The organism is Bacteriovorax sp. BAL6_X, from assembly GCF_000443995.1.
Lineage (GTDB): Bacteria > Bdellovibrionota > Bacteriovoracia > Bacteriovoracales > Bacteriovoracaceae > Halobacteriovorax_A.
On sequence record NZ_AUMC01000008.1, the window covers coordinates 1 to 24390 of the forward strand.

20 protein-coding genes are annotated in these 24390 nt (G+C 37.4%); 6 read left to right on the forward strand and 14 right to left on the reverse strand.

Translation table 11 applies throughout. From position 1 onward, the window contains the following. Positions 1-230: 230 nt before the first annotated feature. The 9 genes from M902_RS07425 to M902_RS07465 all read right to left on the reverse strand — a co-directional run bounded on the left by M902_RS07425 (position 231) and on the right by M902_RS07465 (position 10710). Positions 231-719, reverse strand: a complete 489-nt coding sequence (locus M902_RS07425; protein WP_156979762.1) for a lipocalin family protein — start codon at positions 717-719, stop codon at positions 231-233. 26 nt (positions 720-745) lie between these two features. Beyond that, positions 746-1876 (reverse strand): MBL fold metallo-hydrolase, encoded by a 1131-nt coding sequence (locus M902_RS07430; protein ID WP_021267156.1) that lies wholly within the window; start codon positions 1874-1876, stop codon positions 746-748. Beyond that, entirely contained in the window at positions 1876-2976 is a 1101-nt protein-coding gene (locus M902_RS07435) for an ABC transporter permease (RefSeq protein WP_156979764.1), read from the reverse strand. The genes M902_RS07430 and M902_RS07435 overlap by 1 nt, the downstream gene beginning before the upstream one ends. Positions 2977-3053: 77 nt before the next feature. Beyond that, positions 3054-5171, reverse strand: a complete 2118-nt coding sequence (locus M902_RS07440) for a 3-hydroxyacyl-CoA dehydrogenase NAD-binding domain-containing protein (protein WP_021267298.1) — start codon at positions 5169-5171, stop codon at positions 3054-3056. A 27-nt stretch (positions 5172-5198) separates the two neighbouring features. Next, a complete protein-coding gene (locus tag M902_RS07445) occupies positions 5199-6488 on the reverse strand; it encodes a thiolase family protein (RefSeq protein WP_021267359.1) in 1290 nt (429 codons plus the stop codon). A gap of 125 nt (positions 6489-6613) precedes the next feature. Then, complete coding sequence (locus M902_RS07450; protein WP_021267228.1) at positions 6614-7633, reverse strand: hypothetical protein; 1020 nt, start codon at positions 7631-7633, stop codon at positions 6614-6616. Positions 7634-7775: 142 nt separating this feature from the next. Further along, on the reverse strand, positions 7776-8030 hold the full coding sequence (locus tag M902_RS07455) for a hypothetical protein (RefSeq protein WP_021267263.1): 255 nt from the start codon (positions 8028-8030) through the stop codon (positions 7776-7778). Then, entirely contained in the window at positions 8027-9355 is a 1329-nt protein-coding gene (locus M902_RS07460) for a hypothetical protein (protein ID WP_021267393.1), read from the reverse strand. The genes M902_RS07455 and M902_RS07460 overlap by 4 nt, the downstream gene beginning before the upstream one ends. Before the next feature lie 11 nt (positions 9356-9366). After that, on the reverse strand, positions 9367-10710 hold the full coding sequence (locus M902_RS07465; RefSeq protein WP_084710489.1) for a glycosyltransferase N-terminal domain-containing protein: 1344 nt from the start codon (positions 10708-10710) through the stop codon (positions 9367-9369). A 195-nt stretch (positions 10711-10905) separates the two neighbouring features. Between M902_RS07465 and M902_RS07470 the strand changes: the two genes are divergently transcribed. The 5 genes from M902_RS07470 (at position 10906) to M902_RS15860 (ending at position 16308) form a co-directional block, all read left to right on the forward strand. After that, positions 10906-11808: a hypothetical protein gene (locus tag M902_RS07470; protein ID WP_021267283.1), complete on the forward strand. Its 903-nt coding sequence runs from the start codon at positions 10906-10908 to the stop codon at positions 11806-11808. Positions 11809-11946: 138 nt separating this feature from the next. Then, positions 11947-13194, forward strand: coding sequence for a hypothetical protein (locus tag M902_RS07475; protein WP_021267152.1), 1248 nt, complete (start codon positions 11947-11949; stop codon positions 13192-13194). Positions 13195-13262: 68 nt separating this feature from the next. Beyond that, the gene (gene tmk / locus M902_RS07480; protein WP_021267317.1) at positions 13263-13946 is read left to right on the forward strand and encodes a dTMP kinase; all 684 of its coding nucleotides are present in this window, start codon (positions 13263-13265) and stop codon (positions 13944-13946) included. After that, positions 13939-14763 carry a DNA polymerase III, delta subunit gene (locus M902_RS07485; protein ID WP_021267337.1) on the forward strand — a complete coding sequence of 275 codons (825 nt, stop codon included), beginning with the start codon at positions 13939-13941 and terminating at the stop codon, positions 14761-14763. Before tmk ends, M902_RS07485 begins: the two co-directional genes overlap by 8 nt. 72 nt (positions 14764-14835) lie before the next feature. Continuing rightward, on the forward strand, positions 14836-16308 hold the full coding sequence (locus M902_RS15860) for a regulatory iron-sulfur-containing complex subunit RicT (protein ID WP_021267206.1): 1473 nt from the start codon (positions 14836-14838) through the stop codon (positions 16306-16308). Here the strand turns inward: M902_RS15860 and M902_RS07495 are convergent. From M902_RS07495 to M902_RS07515, 5 genes are all read right to left on the reverse strand, one after another. Next, positions 16298-16876: a hypothetical protein gene (locus M902_RS07495; RefSeq protein ID WP_156979766.1), complete on the reverse strand. Its 579-nt coding sequence runs from the start codon at positions 16874-16876 to the stop codon at positions 16298-16300. The two genes, M902_RS15860 and M902_RS07495, sit on opposite strands and share 11 nt — an antisense overlap. A gap of 10 nt (positions 16877-16886) precedes the next feature. Then, positions 16887-18299: an asparagine--tRNA ligase gene (asnS, locus tag M902_RS07500; protein ID WP_021267221.1), complete on the reverse strand. Its 1413-nt coding sequence runs from the start codon at positions 18297-18299 to the stop codon at positions 16887-16889. Positions 18300-18309: 10 nt separating this feature from the next. Further along, positions 18310-19308, reverse strand: coding sequence for an adenosine kinase (locus tag M902_RS07505; protein ID WP_021267323.1), 999 nt, complete (start codon positions 19306-19308; stop codon positions 18310-18312). A gap of 16 nt (positions 19309-19324) precedes the next feature. Next, positions 19325-20101 carry a peroxide stress protein YaaA gene (yaaA, locus tag M902_RS07510; protein ID WP_021267352.1) on the reverse strand — a complete coding sequence of 259 codons (777 nt, stop codon included), beginning with the start codon at positions 20099-20101 and terminating at the stop codon, positions 19325-19327. 86 nt (positions 20102-20187) lie between these two features. After that, the gene (locus tag M902_RS07515; RefSeq protein WP_198011881.1) at positions 20188-21114 is read right to left on the reverse strand and encodes a class I SAM-dependent methyltransferase; all 927 of its coding nucleotides are present in this window, start codon (positions 21112-21114) and stop codon (positions 20188-20190) included. 13 nt (positions 21115-21127) lie between these two features. Here M902_RS07515 and gcvPB point away from each other — a divergent pair, with 13 nt between their 5' ends. After that, positions 21128-24178 carry an aminomethyl-transferring glycine dehydrogenase subunit GcvPB gene (gcvPB, locus tag M902_RS07520; RefSeq protein ID WP_021267375.1) on the forward strand — a complete coding sequence of 1017 codons (3051 nt, stop codon included), beginning with the start codon at positions 21128-21130 and terminating at the stop codon, positions 24176-24178. Positions 24179-24390 lie beyond the last annotated feature (212 nt).

The following is a 24390-nucleotide window of genomic DNA, read 5'->3' on the forward strand; positions in this document are numbered from 1 at the left end:
GCCCCTTATAAGTTGCAGAATGAGCTGAAAGTGCAGTTAATGACAATAGCACTAGTAATAATCTTTTCATAATTGTCCTCCATTATTTTTCTTCATCTTAAATCTTTAAGTAAACAATTTCAGAATACATCGCTATGGAAAAAAAGGTGAAAAGTTGAAATATTTATATATATGAACAAAGAATAATCTATGCTAACTAATGGAAATCTCGATTGGTACCCGCGCCCCTTTTAGTGGTGAGGGATGAGAATTAGCTCACGAGTACTGTAGCCTAGAGAGTCTAGCTCCCTGATGGCATTCGCAACAATTTTTGATGAGTGGGCCTTGCTATACTTGCGCGACATGATCCACAGGTACTTTTCGTCAGGAACACCAATGGCAACCCACTCATAATTTGGGTCAAGTGCGATAACGAGATAGTCGAATTTAAGAGGCCAAAAGAGCTGTATTTTCCAATGAGCATTGGTTTGACTATTTTCGATCCAGGCCTTTTGCCTTAAGACTTTTTTTTCACCATCAAATGAATATTTATTGAAAACGAATTTAACATCAATACGCTTTTCTTTTTCATTCCACGTATAAGTCTCGATTGAATTATGTTGGCCGTCCTCGAGAAATGTCCCACGTGCTGCTAGCACAAACCAATCCCCCATAAAGCGATCGATATCAACATAGGCGACAGTTTTATCATAAGTAGTCGTGCTACAACTTAAAAACAAAATGCTGAATATAAAGAGTAAATACTTTAGAACCACCACTTCTTTGTAACATATTCCTGTTCATCAAAAGAGACAATTTCTCCTAATTTTGGTGCCATTAACTTAAGAAGACCTAAATTCGAGAATTCATCTAACTTCTCAATAGGCTCCTGCCACGGATGAAATGAGAGTGAAAAAGCACCCCAATGAATTGGGAAGTAATATTTTGCGTTGATATCAGCAAAGGCCTTAGGCCACTCTTCAGGTAATAAGTGAACAGCAAACCAGTCAGGGTTATATTGGCCAGACTCCATAAAGGCGACATCAAAGGGCCCCAAACGGCTTCCAATTTCTTTGAAATGAATATCGTAGCCAGTATCTCCACTGAAGTAGAGGTTATTATTCTTAGTCTTTACAACCCATGAGGCCCACAAAGTCGTATTTTCATGGGCCTGATCTCTCCCTGAGAAGTGCTGAGCAGGAGTTGCCGTAAACTTGACGCCTTCAAAATCGACGTCTTGCCACCAATCAAGTTCAGTAATACGAGAGTCATCAAATCCCCATCTTTTTAGATGCGAACCTACGCCTAGAGGCGTGATAATTTTAACGTCTTTCTTCTTAGCAAAAAATTTCATCGTCGTCATATCAAGGTGATCATAGTGGTCATGAGAGATAATTATATAATCGATTTCTGGAAGCTCTTCTAAAGAGAGAACCGGAGCAGCAAAGCGCTTTACAAATAAAGGAACAGGTGAAGATGACCCTGAAAAGATTGGATCGATTAAAACGATCTTTGAATCAACATTTAAAAGGATTGTTGAGTGCCCAAACCAAATCGACTTAACGTGATCTGACTTCTCTAAAAACTTTTTCATATCAGGCTTTACTGAAGGAAGGGCCTTTTCAGGATAGCGTCCTCCCCCTTTCCCTAAGAATTCAATAAATTTAGAAAGGCCAAATCCATCTTTTTGAATCGGCTGCTCTTTTGTTATACCAGGTCTGCGATTAACAAAGATTTGTTCAGAAGAATCGAAATTATCCGACTTTTCAAAAGTTCTTAATTGCCCCTTATTTGGGTGGGCACCAAGAGAAGACATGAAAACTGAAGCAACTTTGCTCATAGCTGTACATCCAGATAAATTTAATAAGATAACTAATAGAAGAATATGCTTAAACATTAAGTTCCTACTTTTTTAACAAAGCTAATGAAATTGCCATTATCCTTGAAGAATCTCCAATTAGAAAAAAGTGTAAAAATCACTGTAATAATAACAGGCACTAGGAATGAGAAGACGAACGATGTTCCAGTAAAGCGTACCGGAAGTGAACGATCCACAAACATCGCTGGCATAATGACTGGAGAAAACTGCGCTAAAAGTTTAAGTACAATAAAGCTTAAAAGATTCCCAACTCCAATTGCACAAATTGTAATAATGGCAATATTAAGGCCTCCATACTTTTTGATCTGGTTCATACTCATGCCAAGTATCCAAAAAGAAGCAAAGTCATTCCTAACTCTTGCGTAAAATATTGAAAGGCCTGAAATGATCGAAAAAGTTACGAGAACAATTGTTGCTAAAAATAAAAAGAGAACCACATTATTTTCTAAAGCGAGCGCGTAAACGAGGTTTTGATTTAACTCTTCCCAAGTTTTAAAGCTTGCACCTTGTGAAGTTAAATACTGTTCTAACTCCACTTTGGCCGGCCCAGACAAAGCACTAAAAACTCTAAGCTTATTATAACGACGGGACTTTGCAATTGAAAAGGCGCTATAAGCATGGCCCCAAGCATGAAGCTCATCAATATCAGGGTCCATTGAATCTGTGAAATTTTCAATCATTAAAGACTTAAAGCGTGGTAGCTCTCCAAAGAATACATCAGTGTGGGCCGGTGAGATAAATTGAATCTTATCATCGAGACCTGCATAAATCTTTCTGGCCAAATATGGTGATAAGAGAATCTCTTCACGCTCGGGCCAATGGTCAATGGCCTGAGGCAGTACAGTTGAAGTCTCTTTTGTTAGCCCGTGAAAAATAACAGGGGCCAAATAGCCTTCGAGACGAATAAGACCTTCAATTTCATATTCAAAAGAATATTTTAAACTCTTATCATCTAAATAATCCTGTGTCTTTTCAAAGCTAAGATCTTTAGGAAGATCAATAATATAGCGCCCTAGGGTCTGCTTTCCTCGCTCAATACGGTTCGCTTGTAGTCCCTTTAGGACAGACTGAACACTTAATAGCGAAAAACTTGATATAATAAGACTCGCTAAGGCCATAATAAGTAGCCTTTGGCGAGTCTTAGCTTTAAATAAGTAATTTAGAAAGAATCTAAAAAAGCTTAGAAACATCTAATTTATAGCTCGTAAAAAGTTGAGTTTTCATCTGCAAGCTTATTTATAAGCGCACATGGAGTGAAGCGGTCTTTACTTACACTCTCAGAAAACTTAAGCATTTCATCTCTAAGTCGAGCGATACCTTGAGTATCTGCATATCTTAGAAGACCTCCTCTAAATGGAGGAAAACCGATTCCAAAAATAAGTCCTAGATCGACATCTTTTGCTTTTGCAACAATCTTATCTTCAAGAGTTGTTGCCGCTTCATTAATCATTGGCAGAAAAATTCTCATTTGAATCTCTGTTTCACTCATTTTCTTAGATGCTTTTGGAAGCATATTCCATGCTTCCTGATTTGGACCAGTTGGCTTACCTTTTTCATCATATAAATAGAAACCTTTGGCATTTTTCTTACCAAAGAATTCTTTTTCAAGCATCTGCTTTCCAATAGCATTTGAGGCCTGGCGCTCACCAAGGCCGTCATAGATAATTTTTGAAACTTTGTCCCCTACATCAATACCAACTTCATCAAGAAGTCTAAATGGACCCATTGGCATCCCAAAGTTAAGACAAGCATCATCGATATCTTTAATTGAAACACCTTCTTCAAGTAAGAAGCCGGCTTCATTCATATATGGCATAAGGATACGGTTTACAAGAAATCCCGGCCCATCATTAACAACGACTGGAGTTTTCTTAACTTTAACCACCCAATCATATAGAGATTCGATCGTTTCATCAGAAACACCATCGTGTTTGATGATTTCTACAAGAGGCATCATGTGAACAGGGTTAAAGAAGTGAAGACCTGCAAATCTTGAATTGTCTTCAAGTGCGCTTGCCATCTCTTGAATTGAAAGAGACGAAGTATTTGAAGTAAGAATCGTATCTTTGCGAACTTTCGTTTCAGTTTCAGCAAAAACTTTCTTTTTAATATCCATATTTTCAACAACGGCCTCGATCACAAGGTCAGTGTGTTCAAATCCACGATAATCAGTTTGAGCACTAATTGATCTCATCTTGCGCTCAAAATCATCCTTAGACATACGCTTTCTTTTAACAGCACCTGCAAAGTTACTCGATGCTTGCTTTAAACCAAGCTCAAGTCCAACTTGATTAAGATCTTTCATGATTGGGAACATATCATTCTTGGCCATAAGCCAAGCGATACCACCACCCATCGTACCTGCTCCAAGACAAGCTCCACGGCGGAGTTTTCTTCCAACACCTTTTGCATCATCCATTTTCTTAGAACCTTCCATTAAGAAGAAAATATGACGAAGATTCTTCGATTGTTCACCAATACATAACTCTCCAAAAGCTTGTGCTTCAGAAGTTAAGTAAGACGTACGACCTTTCATGACTCCAGCTTCCATAACGTCAAGAATCTTAAGCGGTGCTTGATAGAAACCTTTAGTTTTCTTTAGAACAGACTCGCGAGCTTTTTGAAAAATAATTTTCTTAGTGAATACATTATCAGTTGCAGCGTCTTGCATTTTATCCATCATACTTCGCTTATCAACTTTCTTTTTGAAGTGCATTGGCGCTAGATCAACAAGACGCTCTTTTGCGTAAACCTCATCAACAAGTCCAGATCTCTTCGCTTTTTTAGCATTAAGAGTTTTCCCTGAAAGGATCATATCAAGAGCTGTTGGAAGCCCTACTGATTTTGGAAGACGAAAAGTCCCACCGAAACCTGGAATTAGGCCAAGCTTAACTTCAGGAAGTCCAAGACCTGTTGCCTTGTCATCACTTACAATTCTTGATTTACATGAAAGTGCAAACTCAAGTCCACCACCAAGACAGACTCCGTGGATACATGCAACAGTTGGCATTTTTAAATCTTCAATGCGATTAAAAATCGTCTGCCCAGCTTCCGCACCGGCTTGTCCATCTGCCGCCGTATGCATTGTATCGAATAACTTAATATCTGCACCGGCCATAAAACATCTATCTTTATGTGAAAAGAAGATTGCTCCATCCAGCTCTTTTTCTTTTGTATGAAGATCTTCAACGATATCTTGAAGTTCTTTTAATGTTTCTTCATCGAAAACTGTCATCGAAGCTTTGTCATTATAACCAAAGCCGATATATGCCTTCTTATCCTTGATTTCAAAACTGATTCTCTTATATGTCATTGCTATATCCTATATTTTCTAAATTAATTACTTTTGTAAGTTCTCGATAATCATAGCACCACCTTGACCACCACCGATACAAAGTGAAGCAACACCAAATCCTGCTTTTCTCTTTTTTAATTCATGAGCAAGAGTTACAATTAAGCGTGATCCAGTTGATCCTACAGGGTGTCCAAGAGCGATAGCACCACCATTAACGTTTAGTTTATCAGCTGGAATTTCGCCCCATAATTTATCAATACCAAAAAAGTCAGCAACTTTCTTATCAGTAAAGGCCTTCTTTACAGCAATAATTTGCGCAGCAAATGCTTCGTTAATTTCAATGAGATCCATTTGCTCAAGAGTCATATTTGATCTTCTAAACACACCATCCATTGCATGAAGTGGCCCCATCCCCATACGCTCTGGCTCAAGTCCATGGAAATGATAATCAACGACACGTGCTAGTGGCTCTAGGTTGTATTTTTTAACGGCCTCTTCTGAACAGAATAGAATTGCTGAACCACCATCTGTAATTGGACAACTATTACCAACAGTAACTGTACCTGACTTGCGATCAAAGTAAGGCTTCATTTTAGCCAGGCCTTCAACTGATGACTCTTTTCTTGGGCCATGATCATTCATAAGTAATTTATCTAATTTTGAACCATAGATTAAAGGAACAATCTCATCAGCAAAACGACCTTCTTCAATGGCCTTAATTGCTTTATGGTGAGATTCATTTGCATAAATATCCTGCTCTTCACGAGTGATACCAAGCTCACGGGCAAGAAGCTCTGCTGTTTGTCCCATATTTAGGCCACAGAAAGGATCTGTTAAACCTTGTTCAATTGCAATAATTGGAGAAAGATATGCAGGTTTAAAAGTTGATAGAACTTTTAATTTATCACCAGTTGTTTTTGCTTTCATTAAAGATGCAAAAAGCTCAGTCATTTGCTTCCCATAAATAAGAGGCATATTTGACATTGATTCAACACCACCAGCAATCACGACATCACTACGTCCACTTGCAACTTTAATGAATGCTTGTGAAGCTGCCTCAAGTCCAGAAGCACAATTTCTATGTACAGAGTAACCAGAAGTCTTCTTATGCAGGCCGGCCTCTAATGCAATTACTCGTCCAACATTTGGATATTTTGCAGGAGTTCCAGTGTTTCCAAAAATGACCTCATCAACTTCATCGTCACCGATAGAAGTTCCATCCATAATATGGCGAACAAGGTAAGCACCTAGGTAAGGAGCTTGAATATCTTTAATAATAGTTCCGGCTTTTGCATGAGGAGTTCTCACTGCCTCGACAATGTAGACTGGTTTCATTGATGATTCCTTTCTTCAAATTATTTTACTTGCTTAATATTGTAAGGATAATCAGTGGCAATGAAAAGTAAAAAGGCCCCTTATCGGAGCCTTTTTATGAGAACATAGGTTTTTTAAACAATTGTTTAGAATAGGTATGAAAGACCAACACCTAAAGTAAATGTGTCAGCATTTTCAATATTTCTAGCTTGGTCAACTAGTGCCTTCTGGTTATTAGAACCATTGTACTGGGCCTCTTCTCCAAGTCTAAAAATATTCTTTTCGTATGAAAGTCCTACTTGTGCACTAAATTCTTTAGCAAAATTTACTTCTACTCCAAGAGATGCACTACCTGATACATACTTCATCGACTGCTTAGTCTCGTTATAAGTATCAACTGGATTTTGAATTTCAAATGATCCAAAGTGAATTCCAGTTCCAACACTTAAATATGGTTTAATCTTAGCTGAACGTGAGAAATAAAATTTACCATATCCGCCAAAGTTAAATTCGTTATATGAAATCTCATCATTTTGAGAGTACGAATTGTAGCTATTATTATAACCGTTGTAACCATAACCATAATTATTATAGTTACTAAGTTCATTGCCTTGAATTGTTAGATTCATAAACCCTGCACTAATTCCAATTGAAACTCGCTCAGACATTACTGTTTCAACAGCAGCTTGGAGGTTAATTCCAGCTGTCCACTCCTTCTGCTCACCAGTAATACTCTTATACCCTGTCTCAATAGTTAGCTTGTTACTAAGCTCTGGCATTACAGGTTCTGCAACGACTGGTGCAACTGCCTGAACTCTTGCAGGTGCAGCTTGTTGATTATTAATTTCATCCATTGCCTTAAGCTGTCCCTCTAGGGCCTTTTGAATCTTGTCTGCAATACGCTTTTCTTCTTGTAGACGCATATCTTCAACATTCTTTCTCATCATTTGCTCGTGCTTTTCTTCTAACTGGCGACGTAGCTTCTGAATCTTGTCAGCTTGAGATGGTTTCTTTTTCTTTTTGTAGAACCCGTCGATATTAATTTCGTCAGTATGTACAACCTGATCTGTTTCACTTAATAGTGGATCGTCTTGTTGTCCATATGAGGCAGCACTTGATAAAAGAAGCGCAGCTAATACGGCCGAGTTAATCATTGTTGTTTTCATGATGTTCTCCCTGTCTCTTTTTTTAAAATAGAGTTCAGTTTCTTATAACACATTGCGAGATTTTTCTGTTCAAAAGCGAACACTGATGAAATAATTTCATGAAAATGAGAAAACATTAATAATATTATACACTTAGATATGTCTAGCGTAGACGAAAGGTACGAAACTTATTCGCATCGACCTCATTTGACCCATCTATTCCTATGGTTTTAAGGAAACAAAGGGGATTTATACTCCCCTGCTGGCATGCTTCAGGGTCGGCCTTAAAGCGTGCATCAAGAGTTTTAAAGACAGCAAATAAGATTGAAATTACTGCAACGAGAAGTAACATATACTCAACAGCAGTTTGACCGCGTTGGGAAAGAAGAATGGATTTCTTATCATTATTATTCATCATAAATATGTTTTAAAATCACGGGCCTCTAATAAAGTCTGTGTAATACCTAAATTATTCTTTTTCAGAGGTCCTTGGTAGTAGACTCCTTTTACAGAATCATACTTTCCACTGTCGGCCATTCTAAATTTAAGGTTTATTTTTGAACTCGAGTTAATCACACTATGATTTCGAAGCATACAAGTTTCATTTGTTAGTCGACCTTTAATGAGAGTATCATTTTCATCAATAATATCGTTGGCCAGCAGTAACTCATGCAACTCCTGTTCACAGAAGTTGTATTTAAGGCAGTCATCAAATTGTTTGAATATTTTGATCTGACATATTCGATCTTCTAAAATCTCTTTTCTTACAAGAGCTATATCACCACCAAACGAAATTTCACTAAAGTGATAATAGTCGGCACTAATTAGCTTGTCATTTAACCTGTAGTCTAATTTTACACAGCGATAAAGATCAGTAATATTGTGAGAAATATTTAACTTATCTAAGTTTGAACTAAATATTGCAATTTTTTGAGGCGCCACGACTCCTGTAAAAGAAGAAAGCTGGACTGCCCACGGCCTTTTACTTGCAAAACTAAACTCTTCAGCAATATCTTCAAAACTACTTCCACCTAAACTTTCTATTGTCTTTGTGGCCTGCTCTTCTTTGTATTCTTGCCATTGGAAACGGTAACGAGGTGACAACATAAGAATGAAGAAATAGATACTTTCAAGATCTGAAAATGTCTGCTCTAGCGTCTTTGTATAAACACAACGAAAACAACTTGTAAATTTCTCAAGCTCTTTATTCTCTCTTAAATGCTTTTTAAATAGAGTATAAATATCATAAATATAATTTGGGAGATCTGAGCGCAACGTACTAACAGTAACTTGATGAAATGTCTTATAACGACATAGAGACTCTCCAAGGCGCTTAATTGAAGAAGTAAAATCTTGATCGAATTTCTCTTGGTCAACATCTTCAATATTTAGACGGTTAATAAATTCATTATAAAGCTCAGGGAAATGGCGACAAATTTGTGAGAAATTGAGATACGGGCTTAGGCCTGCACACAATATTTGCTTCCCATTAAACTTTAAATAAAACGGTGAATGAACAAATGAATCCTCGTCAAATATATTTGTTTCTAGCTCTAAGTCTTCTGCCCATGTCTTAATAAAAGAAAGATCAAGTGGCCCAAAAAATTTAAAGTAAGGATCACTTTCCTTAATTCTCTTATCTTTCAAATAAATGGCACCAAAACCACTTTTTAAAATTTGAGTGGCCGTTAAGAAACTAGCAATATTATTTCCAATAACGAGGGTATTAATTTTTTTATTCATACGGTGATATCTTAATTTGTTAATAATGCAATTAGCTTACGTTTTGCTATTTCACTTTCTTCAATCATATCAGAAATCAACTCATTGGCCATCTTATTAGCGCTTGTGCTCTTCATGATATCGTAACCGTCTTTCATTTCATTGATTACGCCAATCTCGACACCTAATTTAATAATTGTGTCATATTCAGTCGAGCGCTTAACATTTGGGCCACAAAATATCTGGGCCCCGGCCACAAAGGGCTCAAGAACAGAATGGATTCCTTTACCATGTCCTCCTCCCACAAATACTTTTGAGAAGTATGGATAAATCTCACACAATACGCCTTTTAAGGTACATATAACTAGTCCAGGAGTGGCCTGGAAATCATTGACGAATACATCAAGCTTACCATTATCAATAGTCTCTTTTGTCAGCATATGAATAGGAAGCTTAGGACAAGTTGACTTAATTAATTGAACAAGGTTTTCTACATTTTCTTCTTTCAAAACATGGGGGGCCATAAAGACGAAGAGTTCTCCGGCCATCATTTGTTCACAAAAGTGAACATCATCAAAGAAAGGCATTTCAATAGGCCAAGTCTGAGCAAGGCATATTCTATCGTTATAATCATATAAAGATAAGGCCCTATTTAGCTCTTCGTATAAAGGATGTTTCCTAAATAAGTGTTGGCGAGTATTAATCTGTAACATTCTAAGTTCAATTGGATGAACTAGCTTATCCTTATCAAGATCCTTATTAATGACCTCATAATCTTGCGTAGTCGCACAAATTATTTTTGTAAACATAGAGTAAATATAGCGTTTTATTTTTGGTAAGCGTAGCTCCTCTATAGAGTCCTCTTTCATACGTGAACTTTTAACAGTAGCAGAAAATAAGATAAACTCACTCATTTTAGAACCCAGATATAATAGCTCAGGAAAAAAGTCGTAGCGAACCATCATCATCTTATTAGCGCTAGACCAGGCAATAATATTTTGACGCGAAAGAAGTGGGAAGTAGATCATAAGAGGCAAACGTAAGTAGCGCACATTCTCACGGTTAGCTTGATAGTATTCTATCACCTTGTGCTCAACACTTGGTGAAGTGAAGATTAACTCAATATTCTTGCCTAAGGAAATTAGCTCATCACTCAAGGGCCTAATCTGCTCAAATTCCCCCTCACTAGAAAAGTGAAAGACACAATGGGCCTTTTTGCCAAACCTAGCAAAAGGTCTACAACCTTCATCATGGTAATTTCGCCTCTCAAAAGAGGCTCGAGCGTAGAAAGGAGCTACTTTCAAAAGATACAACGCGATAAATAACGGATAGAGCGTAACTCTTACAATGGCCTGAATAAGAAAAATCAATAACATAGGTATATTATAATGAGGTTTTTTCTAATATTGAAGTCAAAAGAATGTCCATTTGACACCAAATAAGCAGAATAAGCATATTTTTCTGACATGTTCTTACAGACTGAAATATTAAACGCGTAAATTACAATCATTTGTTGCAATTCAATAAAAAAAATTCGATTATCGTTAGTCTATAAGAAAGAGGGAGAGAAAATGGGAATTTTAAAGGGAGCATTTATTGCATTCGTGGCAGTGAATACGATGGCCGCAACGTCATCGACTTCAGTATCAGTGCCATCTTCAAGCTCGAGCGCTTCAACAAGTGCATCGTCAACTGACGCAGCAACAACTTCAGAAGCATCAACAGGAACTTCTTGGTACCAAAAATTAAAGGATTCACCCTTTAATATGCAATACCTAGTTGAAGGTTCAAATAACTTTAAAAAATCAATTAATGGCTACAGTTTCTACAACTACTTGTACCTAGGTTACAATATTAATAAAACTTTTGCTGTCAAAGTCGTTCCTTACTGGAAGACAGACTTTACAAAAGCTCAAGAAAACAAAGATGGTAGTCGTACTATCCACCAACAATACGGTGCAACACAAGCACGTCTTTATGTTAAGAAAATCCTAACTAACGAAAAGCACGGCTATGACCTTTATGCACAAACTAGATTCTACTGGTACCCAAAAGCTACTCAAGAGAGCTCTGGGTATGATGCAAAAGCTCGCCTTTACTTAATTGGTGGAAAAAAAGTTACTGATAACTTCAAAATTGGAACTTATGCGTTCTATGAAAGCTATATCAGAAATACTGGAACTTCAGGTTTTGTAGAAAACTACTATGCGGCCATTGCACCTACTTATTACATCAACGACAAGTGGTATACAGCAATGACAATTGACTATTACAGAACAAAGAGAAAGACTGGTAATAGAGAGAGTGAAACACTTTCAATATCACCTGAAATTGGATATTCGTTCCCAATCTGTTCACTTTCAGCATCTCTGGCCCTTGAGCCAGTTGATTTCAGAGGTGAGGATCCAGACTTCATTGATGGAACACTAAAGAATGCCTCTTTAGTTGTCTCAGCATACTTCCCGGTTTTTTAATAAATTACTCCATTTTAAATACTTACAAAGCCGACTTTATAAGTCGGCTTTGTTTTTTTAAGACTTTATTAAACTGCAGGCAAAAAATTCCGATAAACCAGATAGAAAGTGACTAATCTAATCAGGGTTTGAGGAAATATGGCCACAAGTACAAAGAAAAAGATTACTGAATACCTACTGACGAACGATCAAATTTCAGGAGGCCTCTATGAGCCTAATGAAGTCTACTTTATCAAAGATGGGGACAAGGAACTTGGACCATTTTGGCAAGAAGATCTTAAGGAGTTTATCGAGGACTACTCTCTCTTTAATCAATCAGTTTATGTAAAAAACATGCTTGAAGAACAATGGAGCATGATCACGGCACATCCTCTCTTTCAGAGAAGAAGGCCAGAGATAATTAAAGAATTCCAAATTGATGAGGATGACCAATTCTTCATTTTAAAGAATAATAAGAAAGATGGCCCATATAAAAGCAGTGAAATCATAGCAATGCTTGATTCACTTGAATTACTATTCACAGACTTTATTTCTGTTGATCAAGGTCAAAGCTGGGGAACAATTCATGAATTTGAAGTCTTCGATCGTAGAAGTCGTACTAATGAAAGCTTACCAGACTCACCTCAAGGTCATATTTTCAAAAATTCAATTCTTGATGCAGACAAGGCCATGGCACTAGCAAAGAAAGATTCTGATGATCGAGAGTTTATTTATGACTTGGCCTATATTGGAAACCAAAAGCTAAATCCAAATAAGGCATCAATAGATGATTTTGAACAAAAAGAAAAATCAGATCCTGCAACAATGATTCGACTAGGAACATTTGCCACAAGCTTTGTACTTGTGGTTGCCGTCTTCTTTGTCTTTAGCAAACTATCAGGAACACCAGATGCACCAGTGGCCAAGGCCAAGAAATCATCAAGAATTCAAACAAAGCGCACACCTGCTGCACAGGAGCAGAAGAAGGCACCAACAAGAACATCAAGAACCGTTACCAAAAAAAGAGAAATACCTAATGCCTTTAAAAAGAAATCAAAAACAAAGCGTCAGATATCAAAAGGAAATGATCCAATTGGAAAAGCAGACTTTCTAGCAGATAGAAAAATGCAAGATACTGTTATGGACCCAGCTGATCTTGCACCAGAGGTAATCTTTGACGATGCCAATGAAGCACTAGAACTAGATCCTGTGCGCGAAAGGATTTCAAAGGAAACTTTTGATCCTCAAGAACAGGAATTAAATAACTACGACGAACTTGATGCGGCACGAGAAATTGTAGATGAGTATCTTGATCGCTCACCTGCAGCAGGTTCAATGCCTGATGATAATGAGGCATATAATGACGACTTTACACCAGAAGATGCTGTCGAAGGTGAACAATTCTAGTAAGTTGTGACTATAAAAATTAAAAGAATATGTAGTCAATAATTGATTACTTATGTTACTTTTAACATATGGAACACACTAAAGATATCGCACAACTAACTAACGTATTTCGCCAGGCGGCCTTCCCTGGATCATTCTTTTTCAGTTTTGAAGGAATTGAAGGCTCTGGAAAATCAACTCAAATTGTTAAAATCAAAGACTACCTCGAAGAAAAGGGTTTTAACGTTATTGTTATTCGTGAACCAGGAGGGACAGCATTTGGTGAGAAGCTAAGACAAGCTATCTTAACATCAAATACTGAGCTACACCCTGCCGCCGAAGCACACCTGTTTGCTAGCGCACGTGCTCAAAACCTCAATGCTCTTATCCTCAAAGAGTTGGAAACACCTAATACAGTTGTTATCTGTGATCGTTTTCTTGATAGCTCAATCGCCTACCAAGGTGTTGCTCGAAAGCTTGGCCCAGATTATATATTAAATATCCACTCAAAATTTCCTTTAAATATTGTTCCTCATAAGACTTTCTATCTAAGAATTGACTTAGAAAAGTCACTAGAGAGGCAACGCTTAAGAAATATGCCGAAAGACTATTTTGAGTCCCGTGATAATAGCTTCCACCAAGACCTTATCGAAGGTTATGACTATTGTGCTCAGATCTTTTCTAATCGAATTGCAACGATTGATGGAAGTGCACAACTGGAAGTCGTTACTCAAAAACTAATCCAAGAAATTGAAACGATTATTAATGGATAATAAAGATATTGCACTTAATGCACTATTTGCTCGCTACAAAGAAAGTAAACTTGCCCACTTCTATACCCTTCAAACAGGAGGCCACAGCGAAGTTTCTCAAAAAGATGCACTACTTGAGAACTGGGTAAATGACTTCATTATCAATATTCTAGCTTATGAAAATAATTGGGAGCTTGGCCATACCAGAGAAGTCCTTGAGCGTGGCCATGAAGATATCCTCTTTGTCTCCACTGATCAAAAAACTTATAAAGTAACAGATGATAGTATCGAAGAATTCTTCAACTTTATTCGATTTAGGCCATCTAAACTAAAATATTCATTCTCTATTTTTAAGCAATCACAAAAGATCACACAAATTCTAGCAAACAAACTTCTTAAAACACTCGAAGAACCACCGGAAGGCCATATTTTTATTTTCATCAAGTCAAATGATGAAAAAACTCTGGCAACAATAGATTCTCGAACAATCAAGATTAATATACTCGACAAAAATGACTCACAAAGCAAATTAGTGCAAGAACTAAGCTTTAGAGAATTTGTCGCAAAAAATTGCGAAGATGAGCAATTAGTCGCAGTTTTAACTAAGATTGAACGCAACAATTTACAACTAGACGAATTAAGAGAACTAATAAAAGAAGGCCCTACGCGTGAGGCCAATATTCATCACCTTATTGCTTCTCATATCAATCAAAGCACTAAATACAGCATCCAGGACGCTCAGATTTGCCTTCAAGCAACAAAAGACTCCACTTTTGAGATACCATTCAATGGATCATCTAAATCACGACTTGCTCGCCTACTTCAACTTGTGATTTAATGCAATTTGGCTAGACATAAGCTACCAATAATACGACAATTAAAGCTACTCAAAAATAATTGATGGGACAAAATGACGAACCAAGATCAACAAGATATATCTGAATCACGTGACAATGATAAGTCAGGTGATAAAAAGAAAGTTAATAAATTCAATAAGCACGATGACAAACTTGCAAAAGAGCAAGAAGGTAAATTTGAGGAAGGTCAGACTCTGACAATGGTAAGAGTTCGCTTTCCAGGAAATGCTAAAAGTCAGCCTTTCTTACTTGGTAAGAGAAAATTCACCTACGGCCAAAAAGTAATAGCAATGAGCGACCGAGGCATGACTGTTGGCTATATCAACTCATTCCCATATGATGTTACCTTTGATAAATCGATGCTTCCTATACGTTCAATTTCTAAAGTTGCAACACAAGAAGATATCGACGAGCAAAAAAGCTATATGAAAAAAGAGAATGAAGCAGAAATTGTCTGTCTTCGTCTCATCGAAAAATATAACCTTAACATGAATCTTACTCACGTTGAATTTATTCAATTTGGTAAGAAGGCCGTATTCTATTTTACTGCACCAGAGCGTGTCGATTTTAGAAACCTTGTTAAGGACCTTGTTGCAGAAATCAAAATGAGAATTGAATTACGTCAAATCTCAGTTCGCGATCGTGCTGCAGCACTAGGCGCAACAGGAGCCTGTGGACTTCAAACTTGTTGTTCATACTTCCTAACAAACTACGGTAATGTTTCAATAAAAATGGCAAAGAATCAAAACCTTGCCCTTATTCCTTCAAAGATCAACGGTGTCTGTGGGCAAGTAAAATGTTGCATTAAGTATGAAGATGATGTTTACACGAATAAAAGAGAATTCCTGCCAGGTGAAGGCTCATATATTAGAGCAAAAAATGGTGACATTGGAAAAGTTCTAAAACTACATATTCTACTAGAACAATTTGAAATGCTTACGGATAGAGGTTATATACGCCGCTACTATAAGAATCAATTCGACAAAAGACGTTGTCGTCCACCAAAAGAGTGGAGTTTTCCTACAGAGTTTAAATCAATTACAAAAGAAACTTCAACAATTATTGGAATTGAAGAACTAGAAGAAGAATTACGCCTAAGAAAGCAGGCCTTCCTCCAAAGTCTAAATAATGACACTGACAATGATGAAGAAGAAGACGCACACGAGTTACTTGATGATGAAGACAATAGCAGTAACGATGATGAAGAAATTGAAAAAATCCCTCTCGATTCAACAGAAGATGAATCAGACAATATACCTAAGCAAAAGGTAGAGAAGAAGCATCATAACAATAACCGCCCTAGAAGACGCCCAACGAATAGACGTGGTGACAAGAAATCGGCCCAACAAGATGGCAAGCAAGAGACAAGAGCGGATAATAAAGAGGCCAATAAACAAGATAGACAACAAAGGCCAAATCGCAATAAAAATAAAAACCGCAATAAATCGAAGGGTGGGAACTACCGAAAGCCTTCTGGAGAGACAAAAGCAAAACCTGACTCTTCAGGAAATAAACCTAATCAATAATTCTTTTTAAAGAAGTATAACAGCGATGGTGAGGGAATTGGTTTTCCCTCACTACTTCTAGCTGAGAGATTCCCTTTAAATATTTAATATTCAGCATCTCATCTCTTTGATCCACGATCACATCTGCAGTACACTTAGAGAGTGCGATTCCTTCATTCAAGACCAGAATTTCACGGTAAATACTTAACTCAACATACGAACGTGCACGAGATTTAGGTGGAGCAAGTGAAGGAACAGGCAAATGACTTAAGACTCCCCTAGCAGAAACTTTAACAATCTTCGCCAATATAGTTGGTGGATAAAAAGCAGGTGCCATATAAATTAGTTTATTATCCCTTATATCTAAGTTTTCATTTTGAATGAGCCACTCAATTAAAAGAGCAGCAATAGAGTGAGCAATCACCACACTCTTTGAATTATTTTTAAAAATCTTTCTAATTTGTTTTAGATCATTTGAGAGATTAGGGCGCATTTTCTTATTAAAAGAAAGGCAAAGAAATTTAACATTTGGGTTTGAAAAGATAAAAGATGCCGGGGCCTGATTAAGCCCCGGTATAAAGATAATCAAATTATGATTATTAGAAGTCACAATTTCCTGGTGTTCGAGGAAAGGCAATAACATCACGAATATTGCTCATACCAGTGATATACATAATTGCTCTTTCAAAGCCCAGGCCAAAACCAGAGTGCGGAGCAGAACCAAACTTACGAAGCTCTAAGTACCACCAGTACCCTTCTTTCTCCATTCCCATTTCATCCATACGCTTTGTTAATTTATCAAGGTCCTCTTCACGCTGAGATCCACCAATTAACTCACCAATTCCAGGAACAAGAACGTCCATAGCACGTACTGTTTTTCCATCGTCGTTTTGCTTCATATAGAAGGCCTTACAAGTCTTCGGGTAATCAGTAACTGTAACAGGAGATTTGAAGTGAATATCTGTTAAGTATTTCTCATGTTCAGTTTGAAGTTCATCTCCCCAATTTGTCGGGTATTCAAACTTCTGCCCAGATGCATTTAAAATATCAATTGCCTCAGTATAAGTGATTTTCTTAAATTCACCGTCACGAACAGCTGCAAGAGTATCAAAGTGTGAAGCATCAACATCTGTAAATGGCATTTTATATAAGAACTCAAGTTCCTTACGGCAATGAGTGAAAGCATAGTCAATCATATACTTAATATAATCGGCTGCAAGTTCTGCAACATCATCAAGATCAGCAAAAGCAACCTCTGGCTCGATCATCCAGAATTCAGCAAGGTGACGTTTTGTATTTGAGTTTTCAGATCTAAAAGTTGGCCCAAAAGTATATACCTTACCAAGCCCTAGTGCGTGGCACTCACCTTCAAGCTGCCCAGTAACACAAAGAGAAACATCACGCCCAAAGTAGTCCTTAGTGAAATCAACTTCACCTTTATCTGTTTTAGGTGGAGTATTCTTATCGAGAGTTGAAACATTAAACATCTCCCCTGCACCCTCACCGTCAACAGCAGTAATAATTGGTGAGTTTAGATAGAAGAACCCTTTCTCATTAAAGAAGTTATGAGTGGCCATTGCAAGTGCGTGACGTACACGAAATACCGCTCCAAAGAGATTTGTTCTAACTCTTAAGTGAGCGATGTCTCTTAAGTGCTCAAGAGAAGTCCCCTTCTTCTGTAGAGGGTAAGACTCATCAACAGCACCGATTACCTCACCAGTAACTGCTTGCATCTCAATTGTTTGGTTCTTACCTTGAGACTCAACAACATTACCCGTGATACTGACACAAGTACCTGTTAGCATCGTTGAAAGAGCGTCATAATTTTCAATATCAGCATCTGCAACAATTTGCAGAAGATCTTGAGAAGACCCATCATTTAAAACAATGAAAGAAAACTTCTTAGACTTACGAACTGAGCGAACCCAACCCTTAACTACAACTTGTGTGCCAATAAAGTCACTAGAACGATCAAATAATTCTTTTAATTCAATACGCTTTAAATCTGTCATGTAACACCTTTTATAATACTTCTTTTAAAATTGATTTCGTTGTTTCAGCTTCTAAACGTGGCCCATATTGAGTAACAAGTTTAGCTGAACAGGCGCAAGCTAGAGTTCCCGCTTGTTCATAATTTAAGCCGTTTGTAATTCCATAAAGAAATGCACCTGCAAATAAGTCACCTGCACCATTAGTATCGATTGCCTCAACCTTTGGAGATGAAACATTAATACGCTCACTTCCGTCAAAAAGGTATGCACCTTTTGCACCAGCAGTAATTGCAAATGTATTTGAAACTTCCTTAAGAGCACTGAATGCATCTTCAATATTATCTAATCCAGTAAATGACTTAGCTTCTTCTTCATTACAAAACAGAAGATCAAGCTTCTGCTCTCCAATCATCTCTTTGAAACCGTCCTTAAAGAATCCAACAATCCCTGGATCAGAAAATGTAAGAGCAACTTTAACATCATTTTTACGTGCGAAATCTCTTGCTGTTTGGCAAGCTGCAATTCCAGCTTCTCCAGTTACTAGATAGCCTTCCATATATAACCACTTACTATCAGAAAGGGCCGATAAATCTAGTTGTTCATCAGAGTAAGTTGCTGTTGTACCGAGGAAAGTATTCATTGTTCTCTCTGCATCTTCAGAGATCATAACAAGGCACTTTCCAGTTTCACCTTCATATAGGCCATTTTCAATATTTGACTTAACTCCATTCGCTAACAGGTCATTCTTATAGAACTCTCCTGTTTCATCTTGTGCTACTTTACATGAGTAAAAAGTTTTTGCACCCAACTGAGTTGCACCAATAATAGTGTTTGCAGCAGAGCCACCACATGCACGAGAGTGGCCAACATTACTTCCCTCTAGCGCTGAAAGAAGGTGATCTTGTCTCTCTTTTTCAACAAGAGTCATCAGTCCCTTTTCAATAAGATGATCAGCTAAGAATTCGTCCTTAACTTTAAATTCCATATCGACGAGAGCATTTCCCATTCCATATACATCAAACTTCTTCATACTTAATCCTTTATATTTATGACTCTTTTCTTTTGAAAATTAATTCATTATTTGCTTTATCGAAATCAGCATACTTATAACCAGCTGTATTAAATGTTTTTAAGTCTTCAATATCCTTTATCTTATTTTCGATGATAAAGCGTGCCATCATTCCGCGCGCCCTTTTAGCATTAAAGGAGATCACTTTATATTGGCCATTCTTAAAATCTAAGAAGCGTACGTTAACAAGCTCAGGGACAAGCTTGTCTTTTTTTACACTCTTGAAATATTCTTCAGAAGCAAGGTTGACTAGATATTTTGATTTATTTGCCTTAGCGTCAGCATTGATTTTCTCAACAATCTTTTCGCCCCAAAAATTATAAAGATTAGTTAGCCCTTCTCCATTAATTCGCGTCCCCATCTCTAAGCGGTATGCACGTAGTTCATCAAAAGGTGAAAGCACACCATAAAGTCCAGATAAGATTTTGAGGTGTTTTTGAGCATAGTTAAGCTCACTCTTTTTAAGTTCACTTGCATTTAAACCTTGGTAAGTATCTCCTGCAAAGCTAAAGATTGCAGCACCGAAGTCAGCAGTTTTCTTAAAATTATTAAAACGATCAACATTTAGGTCAGCAAGGGCCTTAGATAATTTCATCATTTTTGAAAGATCAGCACTTTCAAAATTAGCCATCTTTGTTGCAAGCTGCGTGGCCTCTTTCATAAAAGCAGGTTTCTCAAGATTAACACCTTGAGCAACACTAATTTCTGAGTGATCAAAATTAAGTTTCTTCGCTGGAGAAATAACGATATCCATGAAATTCCTTTAATTTGAGTTTGTGTTACTAAGCGCTTGAAATAATAACAACAACTTTATTAAAAGACTATGATTTCTTAAGATAATTAAGGGAGAAAGTAGCGCTCATAGCGAGTTGATTTACCTGTATAGACAACCTTTTGATGCTTACAATCTGCAGGTATCTTAGCCTCACTTGCCTTGATTGGTCTCTTTAAGCAAACTAAAGAAAATTTGGCACATAACGACCATAAATATTGATCCTGATCGACGTCTTTGCCTACTAAATCCTTAAAGACCTCCATCTCTTTTCGACTTAGTGCACTCTTGGCCTTTGACTTTGTCATTTCATACATTGGGTCATAGAAACAACGTTCAAAACCAACAGGGGCCTGTGCAATAGTGGCCTGTCCAAAATTAATCTTCATATAGTTATTGAAAATGAGCCTAATCTTATGATCTTCACTACTTAAGGCCTTTTGATAGGCCCAAAGAGCAAGCCCAAAAACATAAGGATTTCTTTCAAAACACTCTAACTGACAGCCAAAACTTAAAAGCAAGCAAGCATCCTTACCTGTGCCTAGAGTCGCATCAATAACTTTATTATGTTCAATATCGCCCCCCTTAAGCTTCAGGGCGCGAAAAAGTGGCTCTTTTGTGACAGCATAATTTCTCTTCAAATGAGTTTGTAATTCCCCGGCCCAATCGAGCTTAAGCAATGCTTGTCTGTGTGGGTCAAAGAGACATAGTTCGTCATCTTTCCAGGTTAAATAAACACCACTTAGCGATTCGCTCGAATTATGTAGTTGAAACGATAACTCATGACAAGAGAGTTCTTGTAAATAATTACGCAGCGCTTGATTCAGAGATTCTAATTGAAAATCTTTTCCGATTGTGTCTTCTATTACAATATCAATTTTAGTCTTTAGCGAAGTCTCATTCATATTAAAATCAAGTAGATGGCCTGTTCTTTCTATGCTATATATACTTTTCGTAAATACATACTTTAGAATTAATTTATCTAGATATAACACATACGGAGAATAGATGTCACACACACAAGACGTATTAAACTCAACTATTGAGAAACTTGGTTTTGATCCAAGAAATTTAAAAGTAAACTCTGGTGATCTAAATCGTGAACTAGCAAAGAATTATATCAGTGCAAGTGATGAAGAAATTAAGCTAATGTTAAACGAGCTTGGTCTAGAAACACTAGAAGAACTTTTCGCTCACATTAGTGATGACGTGAAGTTTTCATCAAAAATTCCATTAAAGAAAGGCCTTAGCTATGATGAGCTAGTTACTAACCTTGATGAATTATCAAAGAAGAATAAGATCCCTACTAATTTTCTAGGTGATGGACTTCCACAATTTAAGATTCATGAGATTGTTCCTTACGTTTGTAATATTAGAGGACTAACAACGGCATATACGCCATATCAACCTGAAAGATCACAAGGTACACTTAATACACTTTGGATTTATTCTAGTGCAATTAGTGCACTGACTGGTTTTGAGGCAGTTAACTCTTCACTTTATGACAGGTCGACTTGTCTATTTGAAGCACTTAAAACTGGTGTTCGTCTAGCACGTAAGAAAACAAAAGTCTTAGTAAGTGAAGCAATCTATCCACAAGATAGAAGTGTTTTGGAAACAAATGCTGCTCACACAGGTCTAGAAATTATTTGGGCACCAATTAATAAAGAAAGCGGATTAACAGACTTTGATAGAGTTAAAGAAATACTTGAAAGCGATAAAGAAATTGCAACATTTGCTTTTGGTCAAGTAAACTCACTTGGACTACTAGAAGATGTCGATGCCTTAACTGACTTATGTCGTGACAATGAAGTATTCTCAATTGCGATCATTGATCCTATGCTACTTGCTAAAGGTGGTTTAAAAAAGCCAAGTGAGTACGGAAGTGACAAGGCCGGTGCAACGATGATCGTTGGAGAAGGTCAACACCTATGCCTAGATGCTAACTACGGTGGCCCAGGACTAGGAATTTTCGGAATTCGTTTTAATGACGCTAATAAGAATCAGATTCGTCAAACAGCTGGGCGCTACGTAGGTAATGCTGTTGATATGAATAATCAAGAATGTCTTGCCATGGTTCTGTCAACACGTGAGCAACATATTCGCCGTGAGAAGGCCACAAGTAATATCTGCTCTAACCAGTCATTTGTTGCATCAATTGCAGGTGCGGCACTTTTAGCACTAGGAGATGAAGGCTTAGCTGAAAAGCTAGCGACAGCACGTCAAAACACTCAATACTTCTTATCAAATATTCTACACCTAGACGGAGTGGAACTTGCATTTGATGCTCCATACTTCAATGAAGTTGTTCTAAAACTTAACAAGAAAGTAAATGAAGTTCTTGCTTCAAGTGAAGAGCTAGTTGCGGGAAAAGATATTAGTGGCCGCCATAACCTAGAAGGAAATCTCTTAAAAGTTTCTTTTGGTGATCAACACACACAAGTAGAGCTAGACAATTTAATTGCACTCTTTAATAAAAACTTCGTAGCAAATAGTGAATCCGAATTCTTTATGCCAGAGATCCCTCAAACTTATATAAGAGAAGATGCTCCAGGAATTGCTACTTTCACAACTGATGAAGTTAAAGCATTCTATGACAAGTGTGGTAGTTTAAACGTATCTCCAGATGACGCCATCTATCCACTTGGTTCATGTACAATGAAATATAACCCTTACGTTAATGACTGGGCAGCAGGACTTGCTGGCTTTACAAAGGCGCACCCAGACTTAGACGATAAATATACGCAAGGAACACTTGAGTTACTTTATCATATTCAAGAAGACTTCAAGGCCATTACAGGACTTCCTGGGCTTGTAACTCAAGCAGTTGCAGGTGCTCAAGGAGAGCTCGTTGGAATCAAAATGTTTCAGGCCTACCATGCAGACAGAGGAAATGCAGACACGAAAAATGTTATTCTCATACCACGCTCTGCTCACGGAACAAACCCAGCAACAGCTGCGGTAGCTGGATTTGTCCCTGGAAAAGTTGATGGTAAACAAGTCGGGATCATTACTTTAGATGCAGATGAAAGAGGACAGATCGATCTTGAGCAATTAAAAGAGATTATTAAATCTGATGGTGAGAGAATTGCTGGTATAATGGTAACAAATCCAAATACAGCAGGTATCTTTGAAGAAAACTTTAAAGAAGTAGCAGACCTAATCCACTCTGTAGACGGACTAGTCTACATGGACGGTGCCAATATGAATGCTATTGCAGGGATCGTTTCACTTGAAAAATTAGGTGTTGATGCTTGTCACAACAATCTCCATAAGACTTGGACCATCCCACACGGTGGAGGTGGCCCAGGAGATGCTATTGTTGCTGTAAGTAACAAGCTTGTTGATTACATCCCAGGTACTCAAATTGAAAAATTAGCAAACGGATCATATAAGAAAGTTCGCGCACCAAAGTGTATTGGAGATTTTCACCGTCACGATGGAAATGTTGCTCACAAAGTACGTGCTTACACATACCTTAAGGCCTTAGGCCAAGATGGTGTTGTAACAATGTCACAGATTGCAGTTCTTAGTGCTCGTTACCTCTTCCAAAAACTAAAAGATGTTTATCCAATGCTTCCACATGGAGCAGATGAAACACCACGTATGCATGAATTCATCATTACATTAAGTGATGATATGTTTGCTCATATTGAGAAATCTGGAACTCTAAAAAACCAAGTTATTGCAAAAGTTGGTAAACTCTTCCTTGACTTTGGTCTCCATGCACCAACAGTTGCTTTCCCAGAAGTCTTTGGACTTATGATTGAGCCAACAGAGTCTTTTACAAAGAAAGAGTTAGATGACTTTACAGAAGTACTAGTAGCAATCAAGAACGTCCTTTCAGATTCTCCAGAAGTTCTTCAAACAGCACCTCACTTTACGGCAGTAAGTAAAGTTGACGAAGTCTGGGCAAATAAAAATCTTAAATTCTACCGCGAACTTGACAAGCTTTGGGAACTACCAAGCGATGAAGTTTCACCTAAGAGACTACGCTACAAGGATACACTCGAAGTTGTTAAGATGATTCAAGAAAAACACAATGAATTAAAGCAATAAAAAAAGGCCTGCAATGCAGGCCTTTATATATATTAGGTGTAGCAGAGATTGAAAAACATACGAATAATTCGAGAATAACAACAACACGAAATTTAACACGAATTTGGGGAACAAAGAACAACAACACAACTTTATCGATATGTTTATTCATCAATCCCTGCTACATTAATGAGTGGTTTATACGACGCGATTTTAGATGTTACAACCTATCA

Coding starts and splice junctions, on each gene's coding strand:
- M902_RS07430 (WP_021267156.1), bottom strand. CDS start 1,876: ATGTTTAAGCATATTCTTCTATTAGTTATCTTATTAAATTTATCTGGA.
- M902_RS07435 (WP_156979764.1), bottom strand. CDS start 2,976: ATGGCCTTAGCGAGTCTTATTATATCAAGTTTTTCGCTATTAAGTGTT.
- M902_RS07440 (WP_021267298.1), bottom strand. CDS start 5,171: ATGACATATAAGAGAATCAGTTTTGAAATCAAGGATAAGAAGGCATAT.
- M902_RS07445 (WP_021267359.1), bottom strand. CDS start 6,488: ATGAAACCAGTCTACATTGTCGAGGCAGTGAGAACTCCTCATGCAAAA.
- M902_RS07450 (WP_021267228.1), bottom strand. CDS start 7,633: ATGAAAACAACAATGATTAACTCGGCCGTATTAGCTGCGCTTCTTTTA.
- M902_RS07455 (WP_021267263.1), bottom strand. CDS start 8,030: ATGATGAATAATAATGATAAGAAATCCATTCTTCTTTCCCAACGCGGT.
- M902_RS07460 (WP_021267393.1), bottom strand. CDS start 9,355: ATGAATAAAAAAATTAATACCCTCGTTATTGGAAATAATATTGCTAGT.
- M902_RS07465 (WP_084710489.1), bottom strand. CDS start 10,710: ATGTTATTGATTTTTCTTATTCAGGCCATTGTAAGAGTTACGCTCTAT.
- M902_RS07470 (WP_021267283.1), top strand. CDS start 10,906: ATGGGAATTTTAAAGGGAGCATTTATTGCATTCGTGGCAGTGAATACG.
- M902_RS07475 (WP_021267152.1), top strand. CDS start 11,947: ATGGCCACAAGTACAAAGAAAAAGATTACTGAATACCTACTGACGAAC.
- tmk (WP_021267317.1), top strand. CDS start 13,263: ATGGAACACACTAAAGATATCGCACAACTAACTAACGTATTTCGCCAG.
- M902_RS07485 (WP_021267337.1), top strand. CDS start 13,939: ATGGATAATAAAGATATTGCACTTAATGCACTATTTGCTCGCTACAAA.
- M902_RS15860 (WP_021267206.1), top strand. CDS start 14,836: ATGACGAACCAAGATCAACAAGATATATCTGAATCACGTGACAATGAT.
- asnS (WP_021267221.1), bottom strand. CDS start 18,299: ATGACAGATTTAAAGCGTATTGAATTAAAAGAATTATTTGATCGTTCT.
- M902_RS07505 (WP_021267323.1), bottom strand. CDS start 19,308: ATGAAGAAGTTTGATGTATATGGAATGGGAAATGCTCTCGTCGATATG.
- yaaA (WP_021267352.1), bottom strand. CDS start 20,101: ATGGATATCGTTATTTCTCCAGCGAAGAAACTTAATTTTGATCACTCA.
- gcvPB (WP_021267375.1), top strand. CDS start 21,128: ATGTCACACACACAAGACGTATTAAACTCAACTATTGAGAAACTTGGT.